We start from the raw sequence: 19470 nt of genomic DNA, 5'->3' as shown, positions 1-19470 counted from the left end.
ACCGTTGATCGAAGGTGGACGACACTCGTCCAGTGTTACCCACCGCCTACTAGGGTTGCTAGGTGATGGCTAACCCACCGATACCGACGAGTGCTGCGCGCGCCGCTGTGAATGCGGCGGCGACGTTGACTCGTGAGCTCGAACAGCGCGTGCTGACGCCCGCGGTGGAGGCCGTCACGTCTGACGGTCGAAAGCAGCGCTGGGAGAAGCACAAGCAGGAGCGTCGGGCGGAGTTGACGACGGGCACGATCGAGGCGGTCCGCGCGTTGGGCGCGGAGGCGGGGATGGACGACATCGCTCGCCACATCGGGGTGTCGAAGACGGTGCTGTACCGGTATTTCGCGGACAAGAACGATCTGGCTGCTGCGGTGACTCTGGCGTATGTGGAGTCGACGATCATGCCGCGCTTGATCGAGGCCTTGTCGGGCGACATCGGCGATTACCGCCTGGTGCAGGCGACGATCAGCGTCTACGTGGAGACGGTGTCGTCGGATCCGAACGTGTACCGGTTCACGATGGCGCGGCCGTCGGCGAGCCGTCCGGTGGCCGCGGATGCGGAGAAGATCTTCGCGGGCGCTCTGGAGTCGACGCTGGAGACCCGTTTTGCGGCCCGCGGCGCACAGACGTCGGGTGCCCGGACGTGGGCGACGGCGATGGTCGGCGCGACGACCCGCGCCGTCGAGGAGTGGATCTCCTCTCCCGACCGCACGGCCCGGGCCCTGACGGACGAGCTGACGATGATGGTCTGGAGCAGCCTGGTCGGCATCGTCCAGGCCGGCGGCGACCCCGAAGCCTTCGCCGCCAACCCCCCGAAACTCCCTCCCGCCTGAGCGAAAGCAAACGCCGACGGAACTTCTGAGTGCGTCGCGGTCGGCGTCGGCCTGGGCTGTATTGCCCACCCGTCGATATCGCTGAAATCAGGCCGACTGCGGCTGTCCGACGGCAATTTCGGGCTGTCGCAGTTTCGAAATCGATGATCGCTCTCCTCCCGCTGGCCGAATGAATACTCGGTCGGCGGGAGGTGGCCGGTCCCTTCATTGGCCTCTCATGCAGTGGCCAGGTGCCCTCCGGTGATGGCCTTGAGAATGTTGTTGACCAAGGCGTGGAATGCGAATTCGGAAGCGGCACGATCGATTCCACGACTGGTGAATCGCCGGAATCGGAGATTGTGCTTGGCCTGCCCGAACGGTGTTTCGGCGATGTGACTGCGCTGGGAGTACAGCGCTCGACCCTCCTGCGTGGCCAGCTCGTAGGTCATTTTCTCGATCGGCGGAGCATTCTTGGCAGGCGGACTCAACTCGCTGGTGTCGCGCGGGAGCTTGTGTGATTTCGCGGTGGCGATCAACCGTTTGGGGCCGGCCGCGGTGAGGTTGTCTTCGGCGAGGTACCCGGCATCGGCGAGCAGGGTCCCGATCTGAGCAGGGCCGGCCTCATACCCGGGTGGCCGGTGTTCGGTCAGGATCGCGACGGCCTTGACGGCCTTGTCCATCATCGGAATGAACGTCGGCGCATCGATCGGGCCGTCGCCGACGCCGGTGGCGATGATCAGGCCGTCGGAGGTGGTGACGGCCTGGCAGTTGTAGCCCTGCACCCAGCCGCCGCCCCGCAACGGCATCGGCCGCGACTGCGGGTCGGTGATGTTGCCGAGGTTGTCGGTGTTGGCGCGATGCGGTCTACTCGTCGCCCGATTGGTCAATATCCGCTGTTTGTACTCGCGCTGCTTCTGCCGTTCGGCATCCCGGCGGGTCTGCCAGGCGTGGGTTTCCGCGCATGCTTTGGCGAGGCGATCGTAGGCATCACGGACCTTCTTGGTGTCCTCGACCGGCAACGGCGGACGCCCCAACCCACTGGCTGCATGCCGATCGATCTTGGCCTGCTGCCGATCACGAGCCTTCTGCACGCCGGCTTCAGCGACTTCGATACGCATCTCGATCGGCGGGGGCCCAACACGTCGAGAACCGTTGGTCCACTCCTGTTTCCACTGCGTCACGAACTCGGCCCGCTCGGCGTCCTCGGCGGCCCGCTTGGCTTCGAGGGCCTCGAAATCAATGGGCGTGGACTGCTTGTCCTCGGCTGCCTTGTTCAATGCCCGAACATTTTCCAACGCTGCATCGATGCGTTTGAGGCGATCAGATTTGAGCAGCTCGTCGGGAACGGACTGGTTGTCATCGTCGTCGGCGTCGTTGGCCGCATGCTCGGCATCAGCCTCGCGCGCGGCTTTGTTGAGCTTTTCCCGCAAGGCGGCCACCTCTGCCTCGCGGGCCTTCACCAACGATTTCTCGGTGCGGTTCTTCGCCATCGAGGCGTTCGAAGCGATCTTGACCCCGTCCAAGGCGACCACGCCGACCTTGCCCATCCCGAGCTGAGCGCACGCGGCCAGCACCTGCGTGAACAACGCCGGCATCACCGGTGAGGCCTGCGCCCGGAACCGCGCGACCGTCGCGTGATCAGGCGGATCGCCGCCGCAGATGACGCGGAAGGCGATGTCCCGATGGCACAGGCGCTCCAGCTTCCGCGACGAGCGTTCCCCGTGCGCCCACCCCCAGATCAACAGCGTCAGCAGCATGTCCGGGTCGTAGCCGCGGCGCCCGACCCCACCGGTCTTACGCAGCGCATGCAGCCCCGAGGTGTCCAGGCGGTCGACCAGTGAGATCACCAACCAGACCGGATCATCGGCCGGCAACCACTCCCGCATGCTCGGAGGCAACAGAAACTGCTGATCGCGGTCGACCGCCCGATAATCCTTCGCCACACCACCATTATCGCAGGTCAGGACCACATTCTACGCAGATTTACCGACAAACCTCGTAAATCAAACTGCGACAGCCCGGTTCTCCCTCGGAGAGGCGCAGACGGCCTGATTTCAGCAGTAGTGCCCCGCGGTCGACGGCGCAGGGACTGACGAGGTGGTCGGCGGCTGCCGACAGTGATGTTCCGGCACCCGAAGGGAAGGTGCCGCACCACTTGTCGACCAGTCGCTGAATTGACCCGGGTTTGATGGAGACAGGTTTGACCGGAAGGGACACTTGTTTCACGCCTCGCCCATCGAAGTACTCGCCCGAGTTGCGCGACCGTGCCACACGTATGGCCATCGATGCTCGGAAGGATCCCGAGACCGCGCCGGGCGCGTTGGCTCGGATCGCCAAGCAACTCGACATCAACCCCGAAACCCTGCGGAACTGGGTCCGCCGCGTCGAAGACGGCCAAGCCGCTACGCCTGGGATCGAGACGGTCTCGGATATCGAGCGGATCCGCTTGTTGGAGAAGGAAGTTCGAGAGCTGCGTCGGGCAAACGAGATCTTGAAGACGGCATCGGCTTTCTTCGCGGCCGAGCTCGACCGGCCACACCGCTGATCGTCGCCTTCATCGATCAGCACCGACATCGATGGCCCGTTGAGGCGATCTGCACCGCCCTGACCGAGGCCGGCTGTGCGATCGCGCCATCGACCTACTACGCCGCCCGCACCCGAGCGCCCTCGGCTCGGGCGGTGCGCGACGAGTACCTGAAAACCCAGATCATGCGGGTCTATGAGGCCTCCGGCGGCATCTACGGACGCCGCAAGATCCGCGCCGCCCTCCACCTGGAAGGGATCACCGTGGCCAAGTGCACCATCGAACGACTCTGCGCTGACCTGGGGATTCGGGGGATCGTGCGCGGGAAGTTCCCGCGCACCACCAGACCTGCACCCGAGACTGAACGCCCGGCGGATCTGGTCGACCGACAGTTCGCTGCGCAAGCGCCGAATCAGTTGTGGGTTGCCGACATCACCTACGTGCGGACCGAGGTCGGCTGGGTGTACGTGGCGTTCGTGCTGGACGTATTCTCGCGGATGATCGTCGGCTGGCAGACCTCGACCCGCATGTTCGCCGACCTCGCCATCGACGCCCTCGCCATGGGCTTGTGGCTGCGCCGGCGGGCCGGGCAGGACCTCACCGCACTGATCCACCACTCCGACCGCGGCGTGCAATACCGAGCCATCCGCTACACCCAGGCCCTCCACGAGGCCGGCGCCATCGCCTCCGTCGGCTCGCGTGGTGACTCCTACGACAACGCGATGGCCGAAGCCCTCAACTCGCTGTACAAACACGAACTGATCTACAAGAAAGGACCGTGGACGAGCACCAACGCCGTCGAGATCGCCACCGCCGAATGGGTCCACTGGTACAACACCACCCGCCTCCACTCGGCCCTGGACTACCAGCCGCCCGCGGCAATCGAAGCCGACTACTGGACCCAGAATCGGGCCCGCGAACTCTCCTCACAGAACAACTGATCGGTCTCCACCAAACTCGGGTCTTGACACGCACCACTTGTGTCTCCCGCACTCAGTCGCGACCGAGTGCGGGAGACAGAACTGGTGCGACGAGGCGCGAAGTGGTGAGACCACAAAAGAATCGACCCCCGACGAAGAGAGTCGGGGGTCGATTCAGCTAGCTCTGAAAAGAGCAGCAGCCTTACTTGGCGGTCGGCGCAGCCTTCTTAGCCGGCGCAGCCTTCTTGGCCGGAGCGGCCTTCTTGGCGGCGGTGGCGGGCTTGGCGGCGGCAGGCTTGGCAGCCGGCTTGCGGGCGGCGGTCACCTTGGTGGCGGCGGCGTCGGCGTCAGCCTTGGCCTTGGCGCCGGCCTTCTCGATGTCGGCGGCCTTGTCCTGCAGCTTCGAGGAGACCTCGTCGGCGGCGACGGCGGCGTCCTCGACCTTGTCGGCGGTGCGGCCGGCGAGAGCGGCGGCGCGCTCGCCGAGCTCACGGGTCTGAGTGGAGACGGCGCCGAGGGCGTCTTCGGTCAGCTCGACGGCGTCGGCGTAGGCCTTCTCCACGCGGGCGAGGTTCTCCTCGACGACGGGGGTCTGGCGGAGGCGCTCGACGGCGGTCTCGCCGCGCTCGGCGAGCGTGTTGTACAGGCCGGTGGTGGCCTCGATGTACGGCTCGGCGACCTTGCGGAGCTCTTCGCTGGTCAGCTTGGCCCGGAGCTCTTCGACGCTGGGGAACTCGGTGGGGAGCTCGGTCAGGCGGCTGCGGGTCTCGGTCAGGCGGGTGCGGGTCTCGTCCAGACGGGTCTGGGTACGCTCACGCGAAGACTGTGCGCGGGTCTTCAGCTCGGCGAAGGCGTCCTTGACTTCCTGGACGGCAACATCGCCCGCGCCGACGACGGCGTAGACCGGGGTGGGGAAAGTACGTTCGGCGGTGCTCATTGCAACTCCTTGCTTGCTTTAACTTGCACTACCAGTGTGCGCGATAGTGCTAACAAATGCTAGCGGGGATGCTTGCAAAGTGTCCCATGTCACCCCAGCGTTCTGTTTCGCAACGATATGAAACATGCCATTCAACTGGTGTTTTCCCGAATTTGGCACAGAATTGATGGTTTGCTGGAATTTAGCGCACGGCTAGCAAAACCTTCATTTTTGATCCATTGAACGGGTCTCGGGCGCACGCGGCGGTCAGCGGGGTGCGGCGTCGTACCGGTAGAACCCGCGGCCCGCCTTCTTGCCTAGTCGGCCTGCCTCGACCATGCGCAGGAGCAGCGGGGGCGGCGAGTACAGGGGTTCCTTGAACTCCTCGTACATCTTGTCCGCGATCGCTTTGACGGTGTCGAGGCCGACGAGGTCGGTCAGCTTCAGAGGCCCCATCGGGTGAGCGCAGCCGAGGACCATCGCCTTGTCGATGTCGTCGACCGTGGCGAAACCGCTCTCGACCATCCGCATCGCGGACAGGAGGTACGGGACGAGGAGGGCGTTGACGACGAAGCCGGAGCGGTCCGCAGAGCGGATGACCTGTTTCCCGAGGACGTCGTACGCAAAGGACTCGGCGCGGCGGGAGACGTCTTCAGACGTCGCGAGGGTGGTGATCAGCTCGACGAGCGGGAGCACCGGAACCGGGTTGAAGAAGTGCATGCCGATCACCCGCCCGGCGTTCTCGGTGGCCATGCCGAGCTTCATGATCGGGATCGACGAGGTGTTGGACGCGAGAATGGCGTCGGGGTCGACGACCGCCTTGTCCAGGGCCCGGAAGACGTCGATCTTGACGTCCTCGTCTTCGACGATCGCTTCGACGACCAGCTGCCGGTCGGCGAAGTCGTCGAGGTCGGAGGTGAAGCGCAGCCGGCACGACGCCTGCTCACGTTCGCGTTCGGTGAGTTTGCCGCTGCTGACGCCGCGGTCGAGCGAGCGCAGGATGCGGGCACGACCGGCGGTGACGAGGTCGCGGCTCGATTCGTGCACGAGGACGTCCACGTCGGCGCGGGCGCACACCTCGGCGATACCTGCACCCATCTGACCTGCGCCGACGATGCCGACGCGCGAAATCTTGTCACTTGCCACGAGACAGCGCTCCCTGAATGTCCTGGTGCCGCGTCGCGCGGTCGGCGGACTCGTCGCGCCGCCGGCACGGATGCGGAACCGCGTCTGCTTAGCAGTGAACCCGGGGCATGCAGGAGTCTTGCCCCTCCCAGTGCCCCGGGTTCACGATGCTCTTGCCCGACCTCTTCGAGGCCGTGTCAGTCAGTTCCTAGTGGAACTGGCCCTCCTCGGTGGAGCCCTTCAGAGCCGCGGTCGAGGTGTTCGGGTCGACGGTGGTGGCGACGGCGTCGAAGTAGCCGGCACCGACCTCACGCTGGTGCTTGATGGCGGTGAAGCCACGCTCTTCAGCAGCCTTGAACTCGCGCTCCTGCAGGTCGACGAAGGCGGTCATGCCGTTGCGGGCGTAGCCGTGAGCCAGGTCGAACATGCCGTAGTTGAGGGCGTGGAAGCCGGCCAGGGTGATGAACTGGAACTTGAAGCCCATCGCGCCGAGCTCCTTCTGGAACTTGGCGATGGTGTCGTCGTCCAGAGCAGCCTTCCAGTTGAAGGACGGGCTGCAGTTGTAGGCCAGCATCTGGTCCGGGAAGTCGGCCTTGACAGCCTCGGCGAACTTCTTGGCGACCTCGAGGTCCGGGACACCGGTCTCCATCCAGATGAGGTCGGAGTACGGAGCGTAGGCCTTGGCACGCGAGATGCAGGACTCCAGGCCCTTCTTGACGCCGTAGAAGCCCTCGGCGGTGCGGGTGCCGTCCAGGAACGGCTTGTCGCGGTCGTCGACGTCCGAGGTGATCAGGGTGGCGGCCTCGGCATCGGTACGAGCGATGACGACGGTCGGGACGTTCATGACGTCGGCGGCCAGGCGGGCCGAGGTCAGGGTGCGGATGTGCTGCTGGGTCGGGATCAGCACCTTGCCGCCGAGGTGGCCGCACTTCTTCTCCGAAGCGAGCTGGTCCTCCCAGTGCGAGCCGGCGACGCCCGAGGCGATCATCGACTTCTGGAGCTCGTAGACGTTGAGGGCGCCACCGAAGCCGGCCTCACCGTCGGCGACGATCGGGACGACCCAGTTGTCGACCGAGGTGTCACCCTCGATGCGGGCGATCTCGTCGGCGCGCAGCAGCGCGTTGTTGATGCGACGAACGACGGCCGGGACCGAGTTGGCCGGGTACAGCGACTGGTCGGGGTAGGTCTGGCCCGCGAGGTTCGCGTCGCCGGCGACCTGCCAGCCCGAGAGGTAGATGGCCTTGAGGCCCGCGCGGACCTGCTGAACGGCCATGTTGCCGGTCAGTGCGCCGAGCGAGTTGATGTAGCTGTCGTCGTCGACGTTGACGGCGTCCCACAGGATCTCGGCGCCACGACGAGCGAGGGTCTGCTCTTCGACGACCGTGCCCTGAAGCTCAGCGACCTGCTCTGCGGTGTAGTCGCGCTTGACGTTCTTCCAGCGGGGGTTGGTGTCCCAGTCCTGCTGGATTTCGGCGGCGGTACGGGGCTTTCCGACGTTGCTCATAGCCTTCGCTTTCGTTAGAACTTCTCGATCTCAGAAACCGTGAGATTTGATGTGCCGCCCAGTCTTGCGAACTGATCGACACCTTGAGGCTTTGCCTGAAAACAGGTTGCCACAGAACAAATGCCCAGGTCCAGACCTTGACAGGTGTTAATACCAACCAGGTTACCGGCGAGTTTTGCAAATCTTGCAAAGATCAGCATCACAAGCACTCCGCCGCTTACGCCAAAAAGTACGCGCGTACTGGGAAAACGTTCGAGGCCTTCGCGGGGGCCGACGGAGGGCGTCATTCCGACTCCGCGACACCCGCGACGAGATGAAAGTGTCTCATTTCACACCGACCGAGTGGGCGGAAGGGTTGTTCAGCCCTGCGTCGCGCGTTCGACGGCGGTCCGGACCAGCTGAACGAACTCGTCGTCGGAGACCGGCGCAGGCACCAGCGGGGCTCCCGGCGCCACCGCGGCGCGCTGCTCCTCGGTGACCTCGTCCGATCCCGACGACAGCCCCAACTGCAGGGTCACCGTGTCGCCGCCGACCGTGCGGACCAGCAGATTCGCGACCAGACCCGACCGGGCGCGGACCGCGCCGCCCGGCAGCGTCGTCACCGAGTCACTCCGCACCAGGAACGACTGCTCCACCGCGGCGTCGACGACAGAGGGCAGTTCGACGCTGGTCGTCACGATCTTCGCCCCGGCGAGGGTCCCCCTGCTGGGCGTCGCGGTGACGACGCGACACGGTCCGGTGGTTGCTCGGCGATCCGCATCGATGTCGCGGCGGACCGTGGAGATCAACTCGCTGAAGGTCCCGTCGTTCGACTCTCCCGCCAGAAGCGCCGAGTTGTCTTCCGACAGTTGCGGATTGAACTTCGCGTCTGCGGTCGGTGCACAGCTCTCCGGCTCGAAGCCGACGGTGGCGGCCTGCTCGATGGTCGCGCGATTGGCGACGATGAGCTGGTCCACGTCCATGGTGACGGCGCTGAAGCCGCCGGGGAACTGGTCAGCGGTCATCAGCAGATTCGGCAAGGACAGTCGGGGCGGCTCGTCCCCGCCGCACGAGGAGACGCCCAGGACGGCGGCCGCGACCGCCACGGCTGCGGCTCGGGAGACTGCGACTCGGGACACAATGGAGCGGGGCACACCGGCACCGTACCCGCCCCGGAGAGGAAGGGCGCAGATGAGCATCCAGCGGCCCGACGCTCAGAAGATGTTCGTCGGCGGTCGGATCCGCGGTCTGCGCGCGGACCGGGCGCTGTCGCAGCAGGCGCTCGCAGGCCTGCTCGGGATCTCGGCGTCGTATCTGAATCAGATCGAGCACGACAACCGCCCGCTCACCGGCCCGGTCCTGGCCCGGATCACGGACGTCTTCGGCCTCGACATCGACTTCTTCGATCCGCAGGACGACGTCCGCCTGGTCGCCGAACTGCGGGAGGCGCTGCTCGACGAGGACCTCGACATCGCGCAGGCCGCCCGCGACGGCGTCGACCTCGCCGACTTCGTCGCCACCCATCAGCCGATCGCGGAGGCCATGGCCGTGATCCACCGCCAGTACCGCATCGCCACCGAGCGGCTGGCCGCAGTCACCTCCGGTCGCGGGGACACCGTCACGCGCGGCGCCGTCACCGCCCCGCACGAGGAGGTCCGGAACTTCTTCTACCAGCGGCGCAATTACATCCACGAGCTCGACGAGGCCGCCGAGAGCCTCACCGTCCGCATGCGCATGCACTCCGCCGACTTGCGCGCCGGTCTCGCCGCCCGCCTCGAGGACCGGCACGGGGTGCGCATCGTCCGACGCGTGGATCTCGGCGACAACGTCCTGCACCGCTTCGACCCCGACCGCAAGGTGATGGAGTTCTCCGCGGCCCTCTCCCCCGGGCAACGCAGCATGAAGATCGCCGCCGAACTCGGCTTCCTCGAGCACGGCGACCTGATCGACGAGCTGGTCGAGGCCTCCAACTACTCGAGCGACGACGCCGTCACCCTCGCCCGCCTGGGTCTGGCGAATTACTTCGCCGCGGCCGCGGTACTCCCCTACAGCCAGTTCCACGGGCTGGCCGAGGACTTCCGTTACGACATCGAACGACTCTCTGCGTTCTACGCGCTCTCGTACGAGACCATCTGCCACCGGATGTCGACGCTGCAGCGGCCCAGCATGCGCGGCGTCCCGTGGACCTTCGTCCGCGTGGACCGTGCGGGCAACATGTCCAAACGTCAGTCCGCCACCGGCTTCCACTTCTCCTCATCGGGCGGTACGTGCCCACTGTGGAACGTGTACGAGACCTTCGGCTCGCCCGGCAAGATCCTGACGCAGATCACCGAGATGCCCGACGGCCGCGAGTACTTCTGGGTCTCGCGGACCGTCGAACGACGCGCCTCCCGCTACGGGCAGCCCGGTAAGACCTTCGCGATCGGCATGGGCTGCGAACTCCGGCACGCCGAACGCGTCATCTACTCCGACGGCCTGGAACTGGGGCCCGACGCCCGCGCGACGCCGATCGGGGCCGGCTGCCGCGTGTGCGACCGACAGAACTGCCCGCAGCGCGCCTTCCCTCAACTCGGCGTCGCACTGCATCTTGAGGAGCATCGGAGCACCATCTCGCCGTACACGACGTCATAGACCTGCCGTCGGCGTCGACTACCGTGTGTTCATGACCACACCTCGCGTCAGTCCCGGCACCTTCGGCGATCTCGGTCCGATCAACTGGCTCGTCGTCCGCGCCATGTCTCTCGCGACGGGTACCGACAACGCGCACATCTTCTCCACCCTCGGCCGCAGCAAGGGGCTGTTCCGCGGCTGGCTGCACTTCTCCTCGCGGATGATGCCCTTCGGTGAGCTGTCGCGCCGCGAGACGGAGATGATCATCATCCGCGTCGCCCACCGGCGGTCGTGCCAGTACGAGCTCGACCATCACCGCAGGCTCGGCGCCCGCGCGGGAATCGACGCCGCCGCGTTCGGGCAGATCCTCGACGGCCCCGACGCCGGCTGGGGCGACCGCGAACGCACCCTCCTGCTGGCCGTCGACGAACTCGTCGACACCCGCGACATCGCCGATGCCACCTGGGACGCCCTGCGCCGCCACCTGACCGAACGCAAGGCCATCGCCTTCGTCCTTCTGGTGGGCCAATACGACATGCTCGCGACCACCATCTCCACGCTGCGCGTCCAGCGCGACGAGTTCTGACCGGACGGACAACGCCATGACGACCATCGCGCAACGACTGATGGGCGTGCCCGTCTTCTCCCAGATCTACGAACAGCTGTGGCGGCCGGTCTTCACCCGGGGATTCAGCTTGGGCGGATCGTCGACCGTCGACTACGACCGCGCGCTGCGCGCCTACCTGGCTCGGACCGGCGACCGGATGGTGCTCGACGTGGCGTGCGGCCCGGGCAACTACAGCGACGACGCCTCCCGCGGCCTGGTCGGCGACGGCCAGTACGTGGGCATCGACTTCTCCGCGTCGATGCTCGCGCAGGCCCACGCGGCGAACCCCGGCGAGCGGGTCTCCTACGTGCGGGGCGACGCCCACCACCTCCCCTTCCCGGACGGAACCTTCGACACCGTCCTGTGCCTCGCGGCGCTGTATCTGATCCCCGATCCGCTCCCCGTCCTCGACGAGATGCTGCGCGTGGCCAAACCCGGCGGGGAGATCGTCGTCTTCACCTCGGTCCGTGCGTCGATCGCCGCACTGCCGGGCGCCGAGGCCGTCGCCGGAGTGTCCGGCCTGCGGATCTTCGGCCGTCGAGAACTGCTGGAGCACCTGGAGGCCTTGGGCGCGGAGCACGTGGAGCAGACCGTCACCGGCGTCGGACAGTACATTCACGCCCGCCGCCCATTGGCAGGATAGGTAACAGAGGCTAACCTAATTAACGAACACAGTTCCGTTAATTCGTAGGAGAGGTTCATGCCTGAAACCACCGCCGACACGCTGCCCCTCGCCGGGCGAAAAGACGAAGACATGCCGGGCCACTGGCTCCTGGCCCGCATGGGCAAGCGGGTCCTCCGGCCGGGCGGCAAGGAACTGACCCGGCACCTGCTGGCCGACGCCGCCCTGGCCGGTGCCGACGTCGTCGAATTGGCGCCCGGCCTCGGGAAGACCGCCACCGAGATCCTGGAGCACTCGCCGCGCAGTTACGTCGGCATCGAGGCCGACCCGCAGGCCGTCGCCCTCACCGAGCAGGCGATCGTCGGTCGCGGCACCGTCCGGCACGCCGACGCCGACGCCACCGGGCTCGACGACGCCAGCGCGGACGCCGTGGTCGGCGAGGCGATGCTGACCATGCAGACCGAGCGCGGCAAGTCCGCGATCATCGACGAGGCGTTCCGCGTCCTGCGCCCGGGCGGTCGCTACGCCGTCCACGAGTTGTCGCTGCACCCGGACACGCTGTCCGACGACGCCAAGACCGAGATCCGCAAGGCTCTCGCACGGTCCATCAAGGTCAACGCCCGCCCGCTCACCGAGGTGGAATGGCGCGAGCTGTTCGAGAAGGCCGGCTTCGAGGTGGAGCAGGTCCGCTTCGCGCCGATGGCACTCCTCGAGACGCGTCGCATGATCGCCGACGAGGGCATCGTCGGCACGCTTAAGATCGGATACAACATCGCCCGGAACGCCGCGGCCCGCAAGCGCATCCTCGACATGCGCAGCGTCTTCATCCGGTACCGCGACCAGATGTCGGCGATCGAAGTGATTGTGAGGAAGCCCCGTGTCGCCGAGTGAACCGTCGCTGCTTGATCTGACGCCGACGTCGTACACCTATCTGACCGGGCTCAACGCCCCGAACGACGGTGACACCGGCGCCAAACCGGCGATCAAGAAGATCAACAAGAGCGACACCGAGACCATCGTGCGACTGTCGTTCAAGGCCGGGCAGGTGATGGCCGAGCACATGGCCGTGCACCCGATCGTCGTGCTCGGACAGGCCGGCGAGATCGACTTCACGGTCGACGGCGCGACCGTCCGGCTCGAGGTCGGCACCGCGATCCGCGTGGAGGCCCGCGTTCCGCACAGTCTGACCGCCGTGACCGACGGTACTGTGGCATTGATAGTGGTCCACGGGCGCTGACCCCAGCACCCGGATGCAGGGAGGTCTCGCGATGCCGGTTCGATCTCGTGACCGCGCGCGGGCCCTCCTCGCCGACGCTCCCGAGGGCCTCGACGCCCACCAGGTGGCGGAGGCGCTCGACGTCCACGTCACGACCGCCCGATTCCACCTGAACAACCTGGTCGACGAGGGTTCGGCCGTCAGCGAGACGTTGAGTCCCGAGGGCGTCGGTCGGCCGCGGGTGCTCTACCGACCGATGCCTGCGCCTCCGGCCGACGAACTCCTGCACCTGCTCCTCCGACAGTTGGGCGGAACCGAGGCCGAGCGCGAGCGGCTCGCGTCCCTGGCCGGTCGGGCGTGGGCACAGGCCCACACACCGCGTGTCACCTCCTCCGCCCCGGCCGCCGTGCCCGACCCCGTCACCGTCGTCGCCGATGCACTCGCCGAACTGGGGTTCCGGATCACCGACGCGGTGAGCGCATTCGGCGAACACCGGGTGCGGATCTGTTCGTGCCCGCTGCAGTCGATCGCGGTGCGCAATCCGGAGATCGCGCACGGCGTGGTGCGGGGCGCGGTCGCCTACGCGCTCGAGTCCGCGTCGCCGGTGCTCGACGGCGCGTACGCCGTCGACGTCTCCCCCGACCCGGACGGAGACTGCGAGTTGGTGCTGAATCTGTCGAGCGCGGCCTACATCGAGCGGTAGTCCCGCACCGACATCCGCGGCCCGCGGCGCTCCGGCATCCCACCGCCGAGCTCGCACAGCCGGATCACCCGGTAGCGCTGCCCCGCATAGGGTTCCAGCAGTTCCAGCATCCCGTCGTCGTCGACCTTCTCCCCGATCAGCGCCGTGCCGACCACTGAGGGTGTGTGGTAGTCGCCGATCGGGACGGCGTCCGGGTCGCCGAGCGCGCGGATCCGGGTGTGCGCGGCCGTCCACGGTCCGATGCCGCGCAGCGCGGTGAGCCGGTCGGCCTTCCGTTCCACGTCGACGGTCGCCGCAGTCCGGATCGTCCTGGCGCGCACCGCCTCCAGCCCGCTGCGATGCCAGTCCGCCTCGGTGATCTCCCGCCACCGGGCACGCGGCGGGGGCACCCGCATGTCGTCGGGCACCGGCCCCGGGGCGGGCTCGCCGTAGCGGGTCAGGAGGTACCGCCACCCGCGGTAGGCCTCGGTGCCGGTCACCTTCTGCTCCATCACGCCGGCGACCAACGCCTCCCACACCCGGTCCGTTCTACCGAGCCGCAGGTACGGAACTTTCGCGACCAGGCGGGCGACGGCGGCGTCGTGCGGGGTCAGCGCGGACGGGTCGTCGTGCAGGCCGAGCATGCCCGGCGCGGAGTCGAGCAGCCACGCGGCACCCGGTCCCCAGGCGCGCAGTCGGATCTCGCGGCCCGCGCCGACCGCGATGGTTCCCGGACCGTCGGGCGTGTGCACTGCGCGCCAGACCGAGCCGTCCGCCGCGACACGGTACGCGGGATCGCCGCTCCCCCGCCGATGCACCGACAGCGTCGCGCGCACGGCGAGCGGGAAGCCCGGCTCCAGCACGCGGTCGATCATCACGGTGCCATTCTGCCTGCCTCGCCCCGCCCGCCCCGAACAGCAGTGTTCCCCGTGACCATGGGCTGGTCACGGGGAACACCGTCGATGTTCGAGCGTGCGAACTACAGGTTGATCATGTGGCCGATCGCGCCGTGGAAGGTCTCCTGCATGGCCTCACTCATCGTCGGATGGGTGTGGACGTTGCGGGCGAGTTCCTTGGCGGTCAGGTCCCACTTCTGCGCGAGCGTCAGCTCCGGCAGCATCTCGGAGACGTTGTCGCCGACCATGTGGCCGCCGAGCAGTTCGTCGGTCTGCGAGTTGGTGATGAGCTTGACGAAACCGGCAGTCGCGTTCAGGCCCATGGCCTTGCCGTTGGCGGTGAAGGGGAACTTCGAGACGGTGATCTCGTAGCCCTCGTTGCGCGCCTGCTCCTCGGTGAGGCCGAACGATGCGACCTGCGGCTGGCAGAACGTGGCGCGCGGCATCATGCGGTAGTCGCCGAGCAGCATGGTCTCGGCGCCGGCCATGGTCTCGACGGCGACGATGCCCTGGGCCTCGGCGACGTGGGCCAGCTGCAGCTTGGCTGTGACGTCGCCGATGGCGTAGATGCCGTCGACGTTGGTGCGCATGCGGTCGTCGATCGCGATGGCGCCGCGGTCGGTGAGGGCGACGCCGGTGTTCTCCAGGCCGTAGCCCTCGACGCGCGGCGCGAAGCCGACGGACATGAGGACCTTGTCGACGGTGATGCTGCCGTCGTTGCCCTTGGCGTCCTTGTACGTGACGGTGACGTTGTCGCCGTTGTCGTCGACGGTCTGCACGCCGGTGCCGGTGAGGACCTTGACGCCGAGCTTCTTGTACGCCTTGGCGATCTCCTTGGAGACGTCCGCGTCCTCGTTCGGGAGCACGCGCGGCATGAACTCGATGATGGTGACGTCGACGCCGTAGTTGGCGAGAACGTAGCCGAACTCCATGCCGATGGCGCCGGCGCCGACGATGACGATCGACTTCGGGAGTTCGCGGGTGAGGATCTGGGTCTCGTAGGTGACGACGTTCTCGCTGAGCGCGACGCCGGGGAGGAGACGGACGGTGGATCCGGTGTCGATGATGACGTTGTCGAAGGTGATCTCGCGATCGCCGACGACGATGGTCTTCGCGTCGCGGAAGACGCCGTACCCGTCGATCTCGGTGATCTTGTTCTTCTTCATCAGGAAGTGAACGCCCTTGACGATGCCGTCGGAGACCTTCCGACTGCGGTCGAAGGCGGCCCCGAAGTCGAAGCTCACCTCGCCGCTGATGCCGAAGGTCTTGGCCTCGTGGTTGAAGACGTGGGCGAGTTCAGCGTTGCGCAGCAACGCCTTCGACGGGATGCACCCGACGTTGAGGCAGACGCCTCCCCACCACTTCTCTTCGATCACTGCGGTCTTCATGCCCAACTGGGCGGACCGGATCGCGGCCACGTACCCGCCAGGACCGGCTCCCAGGACAACTGTTTGAAAATGTTCAGCCACGACGTTCAGCGTACTTCCCGCGTGTGCGCCACGCAGCCGTCCGGGCGGGCTCGGGAACTGATCACATTTCAATCACCGATTGAATTACTGATTGAATCGTGTTCTGATCAGAGAATGGCCTCCGAGACTCGAGCGAGCAGCACCCGCGCACGGCTGCTCGACGCCGCCGCGAAACTCCTCGCGGACGTCCCCTACGACGCCCTCTCCGTGCGCGCCGTCTGCGCGGCTGCGGGCGCCAACCCGGCCGCGGTCCACTACCACTTCGGCTCCAAGGAGGCGCTGGTCTCGGCGCTGCTTCAGGACCGCTTCGAATCCACCTGGGCCAGCCCGCTCGACGGACTCGCCGCCCGGCCGCGGACCGTCGGCGACATCGTCGACGCGATCCTCGATCCGCTCGTCGCCCTGCGTGCCGATGCCGAGACGGCGCCGACCGTCCGCGTGCTGGCCGAGTTCGTCATCGCGAATCCGCGCGCGCAGTGGAACAGCCGCTGGTTCGGCATGGCGCCATGGACCGACCTCCTCCTCGACACCGTCCCCGACCTCGATGTCGGCGCCGCCCAGCACCGCTGGCGGTTCGCCTTCACGGTCCTCATGACCGAACTCGCACAGCCCCGCGAGTTCACGCCCGAATCCGTCGCAGCCCTCCGCGACTTCCTCACCGCCGGCCTGTCCGGCCCGTCGAAAGATCCCCGATGACCTCCTCTCCGACCCCCGCCGCCAAGGACCCGTTCACACCCGCACAGCTGGGTCCGCTGACTCTGCGCAACCGGATCATCAAGTGCGCCACCTTCGAGGGCATGACGCCCGATGCACTCGTCACCGACGAGCTGATCGAGTTCCACCGCGAGGTCGCGGCGGGCGGGGCAGCGATGTCGACCGTCGCCTACTGCGCCATCGCACCGGAGGGCCGCACCGACCGCCACCAGATCTGGATGCGGCCCGAAGCCGTGCCCGGCCTGCAGCGGCTGACCTCCGCGATCCACGCGGAGGGTGCGCTGGCAGCCGCGCAGCTCGGCCACGCCGGCCCCGTCGCCAACTCGCTGTCCAACAAGCTGCCCGCGCTCGGCCCCGGACGCATTCCGGCGCCGATGGGGATGTCGCTGACGAAGAAGGTCGCCCGCGACGACATCCCCGGCATGGTGCAGAAGTTCGCCGGCGCCGCCCGCCTCGCCGTCGACAGCGGTTTCGACGGACTCGAGATCCACCTCGGTCACAACTACCTGCTCAGCTCGTTCCTCTCGCCGATGCTGAACCACCGCCGCGACGAGTACGGCGGCAACGCGGTCAATCGCGCCCGTTTCGCCCGTGAGGTCCTGGAGGCCGTCCGCACCGAGGTCGGCGACGAGGCCGCCGTCTGGATCAAGCTCAACATGTTCGACGGCGTCGGCAAGCCGGGCCGCGGCCTCGGCGGAAAACCGTGGAGCGGCACCAACCTCGACGACGCCATCAAGTACGCGGAACTGTTCGAGGCCGACGGGCACATCGACGCGATCGAGCCGACCGCGGGCAGCTCGCTGCTCAATCCGATGTACCTCTTCCACGGCGAGCCGCCGTTGGAGTCGTTCGCGGACGCGATGGTCGGCGTGATGCGCACCGGGATGAAGGTCGGCGGTCGGTTCTTCCTGAAGCACTACCCGTACACCGACGCCTACCTGCTGCCGCTGGCGCGGGAACTGCGCGCGGCCGTCTCGCTGCCGATGATCCTGCTCGGCGGCGTCACGGATCGGGCCGCCATGCAGACCGCACTCGACGAGGGCTTCGACTTCGTCGCCATGGGCCGCGCGCTGCTCCGGGAGCCCGATCTGCCGCTGCTGATCCAGGCCGATCCGACCGTCACGAGCAAGTGCGTGCACTGCAACCTGTGCATGCCGACCATCTACTCCACGACTCGCTGCCCCATTCGGACGGGCGAAGTTCCCGACCCGCTCGACGCCGCCTGATCCACCTGCACCGATCGCCGTTCCGAGCTCGTTCGGGACGGCGATCGTTCGTCGGCGCGGTTGGCCATCGTCTTTCCAAACGTGATAGGCATGGTAGTCCGTTCGGGAGACAGTCCCGAAGAGTCGATGGGCCCTCTCGGCCAGGGGAAGTGGTAACCGACAGCGACCACGCTGTCGCCTGTGAACCAGTTCGCACGACCCGAGAACAACGACTATCGATCTTCGGAGGTCTGATGACTGACTCATCCGTCACTTCGGCCGCACCGTCGCCCAGCACCCTGCGCAAAGCCATCGCAGCGTCCGCGATCGGCAACGCCACCGAGTGGTACGACTACGGCGTCTACGCCGCCACCACCACCTATCTCACCCAAGCCTTCTTCCCCGGCCACCTCGGCACCATCGGCACCATGCTCGGTTTCGCCGTCTCCTTCCTCCTCCGCCCGCTCGGCGGCTTCGTGTGGGGTCCGATCGGCGACCGCCTGGGCCGCAAGCACGTCCTCGCGCTGACGATCCTGCTGATCTCGCTCGCGACCGCCCTGATCGGCGTCCTGCCGACGCACGCGACGATCGGCGTCTGGGCTCCGATCCTGCTGATCGTTCTGCGCGTGGTGCAGGGCTTCTCCACCGGCGGCGAGTACGGCGGCGCCGCCACCTTCATGGCCGAGTACGCGCCCGCCGAGAAGCGCGGCAAGTACGGCAGCTTCCTGGAGTTCGGCACCATGGCGGGCTTCGCCTCCGGCACCGCGCTCGTCCTGGTGATGAACCTGGGGCTGTCCGAGGCGCAGATGATGGACTGGGGCTGGCGCATCCCGTTCCTCATCGCGTTGCCGCTCGGCCTCGCCGGCCTGTACCTCCGGTCGCAGCTCGACGATCCGCCGCTGTTCACCGACGTCGAACAGAAGGTCGCCGACCCCGGCGGCGTCACCGGCCAGCTCCGGCAGACCCTCGTCCACTACTGGAAGCCGATCCTCATCATGTTCGGCATGGTGGTGGCGCTCAACGTCGCCAACTACACCCTGCTGGCCTACCAGCCCGAGTACCTCAAGAGCACCATCGGACTGTCCGAGAATCAGGCATCGGTCGTCGTCCTGATCGGGCAGGTCGCGATGATGCTGATGATCCCGTTCTTCGGCGCCTGGTCCGACCGGACCGGCCGCAAACCGATGTGGCGACTCTCGTTGATCGGCCTGTTCGTCTTCGCCCTCCCGATGTACTGGCTGATGGGCCAGAATCTGGCCGGCGCGATCGTCGGCTTCGTGGTCCTCGGGCTGCTGTACATTCCGCAGCTGGCTACCATCTCCGCGACCTTCCCCGCCATGTTCCCGACCCACGTGCGGTATGCGGGCTTCGCGATCTCGTACAACCTGTCGACCGCCGCTTTCGGCGGCACCGCACCGCTGGTGAACGACGCGGTGGTCGAGCACACCGGATGGTCGCTGTTCCCGGCCGTCTACATGATGGGCGCGTGCGTGATCGGCGGCATCGCCCTCAACTTCCTCCGCGAGACGGCCGGCGTCTCGATCGCGGGCACCACCACGCCCGGCGCCCGTCCGGACGAGGAGGACGTGGACACCGTGTCCCCCGTCGAGGCCTGACACCACCGAAATCTTCGGCCCCCGAATCCATCTCACAGGAGGATTCGGGGGCCGAA

Annotated in this window: 18 protein-coding genes and 1 pseudogene; 11 read left to right on the top strand and 8 right to left on the bottom strand. The window is 67.1% G+C overall.

The window, feature by feature from the left end; translation table 11 throughout:
* The first annotated feature begins 65 nt into the window (after nt 1-65).
* Nucleotides 66-830 (top strand): TetR/AcrR family transcriptional regulator, encoded by a 765-nt coding sequence (locus tag ACH46_RS02650; RefSeq protein ID WP_082399859.1) that lies wholly within the window; start codon nt 66-68, stop codon nt 828-830.
* A 215-nt stretch (nt 831-1045) separates the two neighbouring features.
* On the opposite strand, the gene ACH46_RS02645 is transcribed toward ACH46_RS02650, so the two are convergent.
* The gene (locus ACH46_RS02645) at nt 1046-2752 is read right to left on the bottom strand and encodes a transposase (RefSeq protein WP_062391563.1); all 1707 of its coding nucleotides are present in this window, start codon (nt 2750-2752) and stop codon (nt 1046-1048) included.
* 245 nt (nt 2753-2997) lie between these two features.
* Here ACH46_RS02645 and ACH46_RS02635 point away from each other — a divergent pair.
* Nucleotides 2998-4274, top strand: a pseudogene (locus ACH46_RS02635) (IS3 family transposase).
* Between the two features lie 181 nt (nt 4275-4455).
* Here the strand turns inward: ACH46_RS02635 and ACH46_RS02630 are convergent.
* From ACH46_RS02630 to ACH46_RS02615, 5 genes are all read right to left on the bottom strand, one after another.
* Nucleotides 4456-5190, bottom strand: a complete 735-nt coding sequence (locus ACH46_RS02630; RefSeq protein WP_062391562.1) for a hypothetical protein — start codon at nt 5188-5190, stop codon at nt 4456-4458.
* A gap of 246 nt (nt 5191-5436) precedes the next feature.
* Nucleotides 5437-6315 (bottom strand): 3-hydroxybutyryl-CoA dehydrogenase, encoded by an 879-nt coding sequence (locus tag ACH46_RS02625; RefSeq protein WP_062391561.1) that lies wholly within the window; start codon nt 6313-6315, stop codon nt 5437-5439.
* A gap of 187 nt (nt 6316-6502) precedes the next feature.
* Nucleotides 6503-7798 (bottom strand): isocitrate lyase, encoded by a 1296-nt coding sequence (gene aceA, locus ACH46_RS02620; protein ID WP_062391560.1) that lies wholly within the window; start codon nt 7796-7798, stop codon nt 6503-6505.
* 14 nt (nt 7799-7812) lie between these two features.
* A complete protein-coding gene (locus ACH46_RS21190; protein WP_157850987.1) occupies nt 7813-8085 on the bottom strand; it encodes a hypothetical protein in 273 nt (90 codons plus the stop codon).
* Between the two features lie 72 nt (nt 8086-8157).
* Nucleotides 8158-8931 carry a hypothetical protein gene (locus ACH46_RS02615; protein WP_062391559.1) on the bottom strand — a complete coding sequence of 258 codons (774 nt, stop codon included), beginning with the start codon at nt 8929-8931 and terminating at the stop codon, nt 8158-8160.
* A gap of 37 nt (nt 8932-8968) precedes the next feature.
* On the opposite strand from ACH46_RS02615, the gene ramB reads away from it, so the two are divergent.
* The 6 genes from ramB to ACH46_RS02585 are packed head-to-tail and all read left to right on the top strand — an operon-like array spanning nt 8969 to nt 13535.
* Nucleotides 8969-10408, top strand: coding sequence for an acetate metabolism transcriptional regulator RamB (gene ramB / locus ACH46_RS02610; protein WP_062391558.1), 1440 nt, complete (start codon nt 8969-8971; stop codon nt 10406-10408).
* A gap of 31 nt (nt 10409-10439) precedes the next feature.
* A complete protein-coding gene (locus ACH46_RS02605) occupies nt 10440-10973 on the top strand; it encodes a carboxymuconolactone decarboxylase family protein (protein WP_062394875.1) in 534 nt (177 codons plus the stop codon).
* 16 nt (nt 10974-10989) lie between these two features.
* Complete coding sequence (locus ACH46_RS02600) at nt 10990-11637, top strand: class I SAM-dependent methyltransferase (RefSeq protein ID WP_062391557.1); 648 nt, start codon at nt 10990-10992, stop codon at nt 11635-11637.
* Nucleotides 11638-11694: 57 nt separating this feature from the next.
* Complete coding sequence (locus tag ACH46_RS02595) at nt 11695-12507, top strand: class I SAM-dependent methyltransferase (RefSeq protein ID WP_062391556.1); 813 nt, start codon at nt 11695-11697, stop codon at nt 12505-12507.
* The gene (locus ACH46_RS02590; RefSeq protein WP_082399340.1) at nt 12494-12853 is read left to right on the top strand and encodes a cupin domain-containing protein; all 360 of its coding nucleotides are present in this window, start codon (nt 12494-12496) and stop codon (nt 12851-12853) included. Before ACH46_RS02595 ends, ACH46_RS02590 begins: the two co-directional genes overlap by 14 nt.
* 31 nt (nt 12854-12884) lie before the next feature.
* On the top strand, nt 12885-13535 hold the full coding sequence (locus ACH46_RS02585) for a helix-turn-helix domain-containing protein (RefSeq protein WP_062394872.1): 651 nt from the start codon (nt 12885-12887) through the stop codon (nt 13533-13535).
* Here ACH46_RS02585 and ACH46_RS02580 read toward each other — a convergent pair.
* Nucleotides 13520-14389, bottom strand: coding sequence for a DNA-3-methyladenine glycosylase family protein (locus ACH46_RS02580; protein WP_062391555.1), 870 nt, complete (start codon nt 14387-14389; stop codon nt 13520-13522). The two genes, ACH46_RS02585 and ACH46_RS02580, sit on opposite strands and share 16 nt — an antisense overlap.
* A 104-nt stretch (nt 14390-14493) precedes the next feature.
* Nucleotides 14494-15879 (bottom strand): dihydrolipoyl dehydrogenase, encoded by a 1386-nt coding sequence (lpdA, locus tag ACH46_RS02575; protein ID WP_082399338.1) that lies wholly within the window; start codon nt 15877-15879, stop codon nt 14494-14496.
* 114 nt (nt 15880-15993) lie between these two features.
* Here lpdA and ACH46_RS02570 point away from each other — a divergent pair, with 114 nt between their 5' ends.
* From ACH46_RS02570 to ACH46_RS02560, 3 genes are all read left to right on the top strand, one after another.
* Nucleotides 15994-16575, top strand: coding sequence for a TetR family transcriptional regulator (locus ACH46_RS02570; protein ID WP_062391553.1), 582 nt, complete (start codon nt 15994-15996; stop codon nt 16573-16575).
* Entirely contained in the window at nt 16572-17819 is a 1248-nt protein-coding gene (locus tag ACH46_RS02565; protein ID WP_062391552.1) for an NADH:flavin oxidoreductase, read from the top strand. Before ACH46_RS02570 ends, ACH46_RS02565 begins: the two co-directional genes overlap by 4 nt.
* A gap of 233 nt (nt 17820-18052) precedes the next feature.
* The gene (locus ACH46_RS02560) at nt 18053-19414 is read left to right on the top strand and encodes an MFS transporter (RefSeq protein ID WP_062391551.1); all 1362 of its coding nucleotides are present in this window, start codon (nt 18053-18055) and stop codon (nt 19412-19414) included.
* The last annotated feature ends 56 nt before the right edge of the window (nt 19415-19470 follow it).

The organism is Gordonia phthalatica (genome assembly GCF_001305675.1).
Lineage (GTDB): Bacteria > Actinomycetota > Actinomycetes > Mycobacteriales > Mycobacteriaceae > Gordonia > Gordonia phthalatica.
This window is presented reverse-complemented; position numbering and strand designations above follow the sequence as displayed.

What these genes read in the sequence shown, in the direction of transcription:
- ACH46_RS02650 (WP_082399859.1), top strand. Translation starts at nt 66, where the DNA reads ATGGCTAACCCACCGATACCGACGAGTGCTGCGCGCGCCGCTGTGAAT.
- ACH46_RS02565 (WP_062391552.1), top strand. Translation starts at nt 16,572, where the DNA reads ATGACCTCCTCTCCGACCCCCGCCGCCAAGGACCCGTTCACACCCGCA.
- ACH46_RS02570 (WP_062391553.1), top strand. Translation starts at nt 15,994, where the DNA reads ATGGCCTCCGAGACTCGAGCGAGCAGCACCCGCGCACGGCTGCTCGAC.
- aceA (WP_062391560.1), bottom strand. Translation starts at nt 7,798, where the DNA reads ATGAGCAACGTCGGAAAGCCCCGTACCGCCGCCGAAATCCAGCAGGAC.
- ACH46_RS02585 (WP_062394872.1), top strand. Translation starts at nt 12,885, where the DNA reads ATGCCGGTTCGATCTCGTGACCGCGCGCGGGCCCTCCTCGCCGACGCT.
- ACH46_RS02600 (WP_062391557.1), top strand. Translation starts at nt 10,990, where the DNA reads ATGACGACCATCGCGCAACGACTGATGGGCGTGCCCGTCTTCTCCCAG.
- ACH46_RS02630 (WP_062391562.1), bottom strand. Translation starts at nt 5,190, where the DNA reads ATGAGCACCGCCGAACGTACTTTCCCCACCCCGGTCTACGCCGTCGTC.
- ACH46_RS02580 (WP_062391555.1), bottom strand. Translation starts at nt 14,389, where the DNA reads ATGATCGACCGCGTGCTGGAGCCGGGCTTCCCGCTCGCCGTGCGCGCG.
- ramB (WP_062391558.1), top strand. Translation starts at nt 8,969, where the DNA reads ATGAGCATCCAGCGGCCCGACGCTCAGAAGATGTTCGTCGGCGGTCGG.
- ACH46_RS21190 (WP_157850987.1), bottom strand. Translation starts at nt 8,085, where the DNA reads ATGACGCCCTCCGTCGGCCCCCGCGAAGGCCTCGAACGTTTTCCCAGT.
- ACH46_RS02605 (WP_062394875.1), top strand. Translation starts at nt 10,440, where the DNA reads ATGACCACACCTCGCGTCAGTCCCGGCACCTTCGGCGATCTCGGTCCG.
- ACH46_RS02560 (WP_062391551.1), top strand. Translation starts at nt 18,053, where the DNA reads ATGACTGACTCATCCGTCACTTCGGCCGCACCGTCGCCCAGCACCCTG.
- ACH46_RS02595 (WP_062391556.1), top strand. Translation starts at nt 11,695, where the DNA reads ATGCCTGAAACCACCGCCGACACGCTGCCCCTCGCCGGGCGAAAAGAC.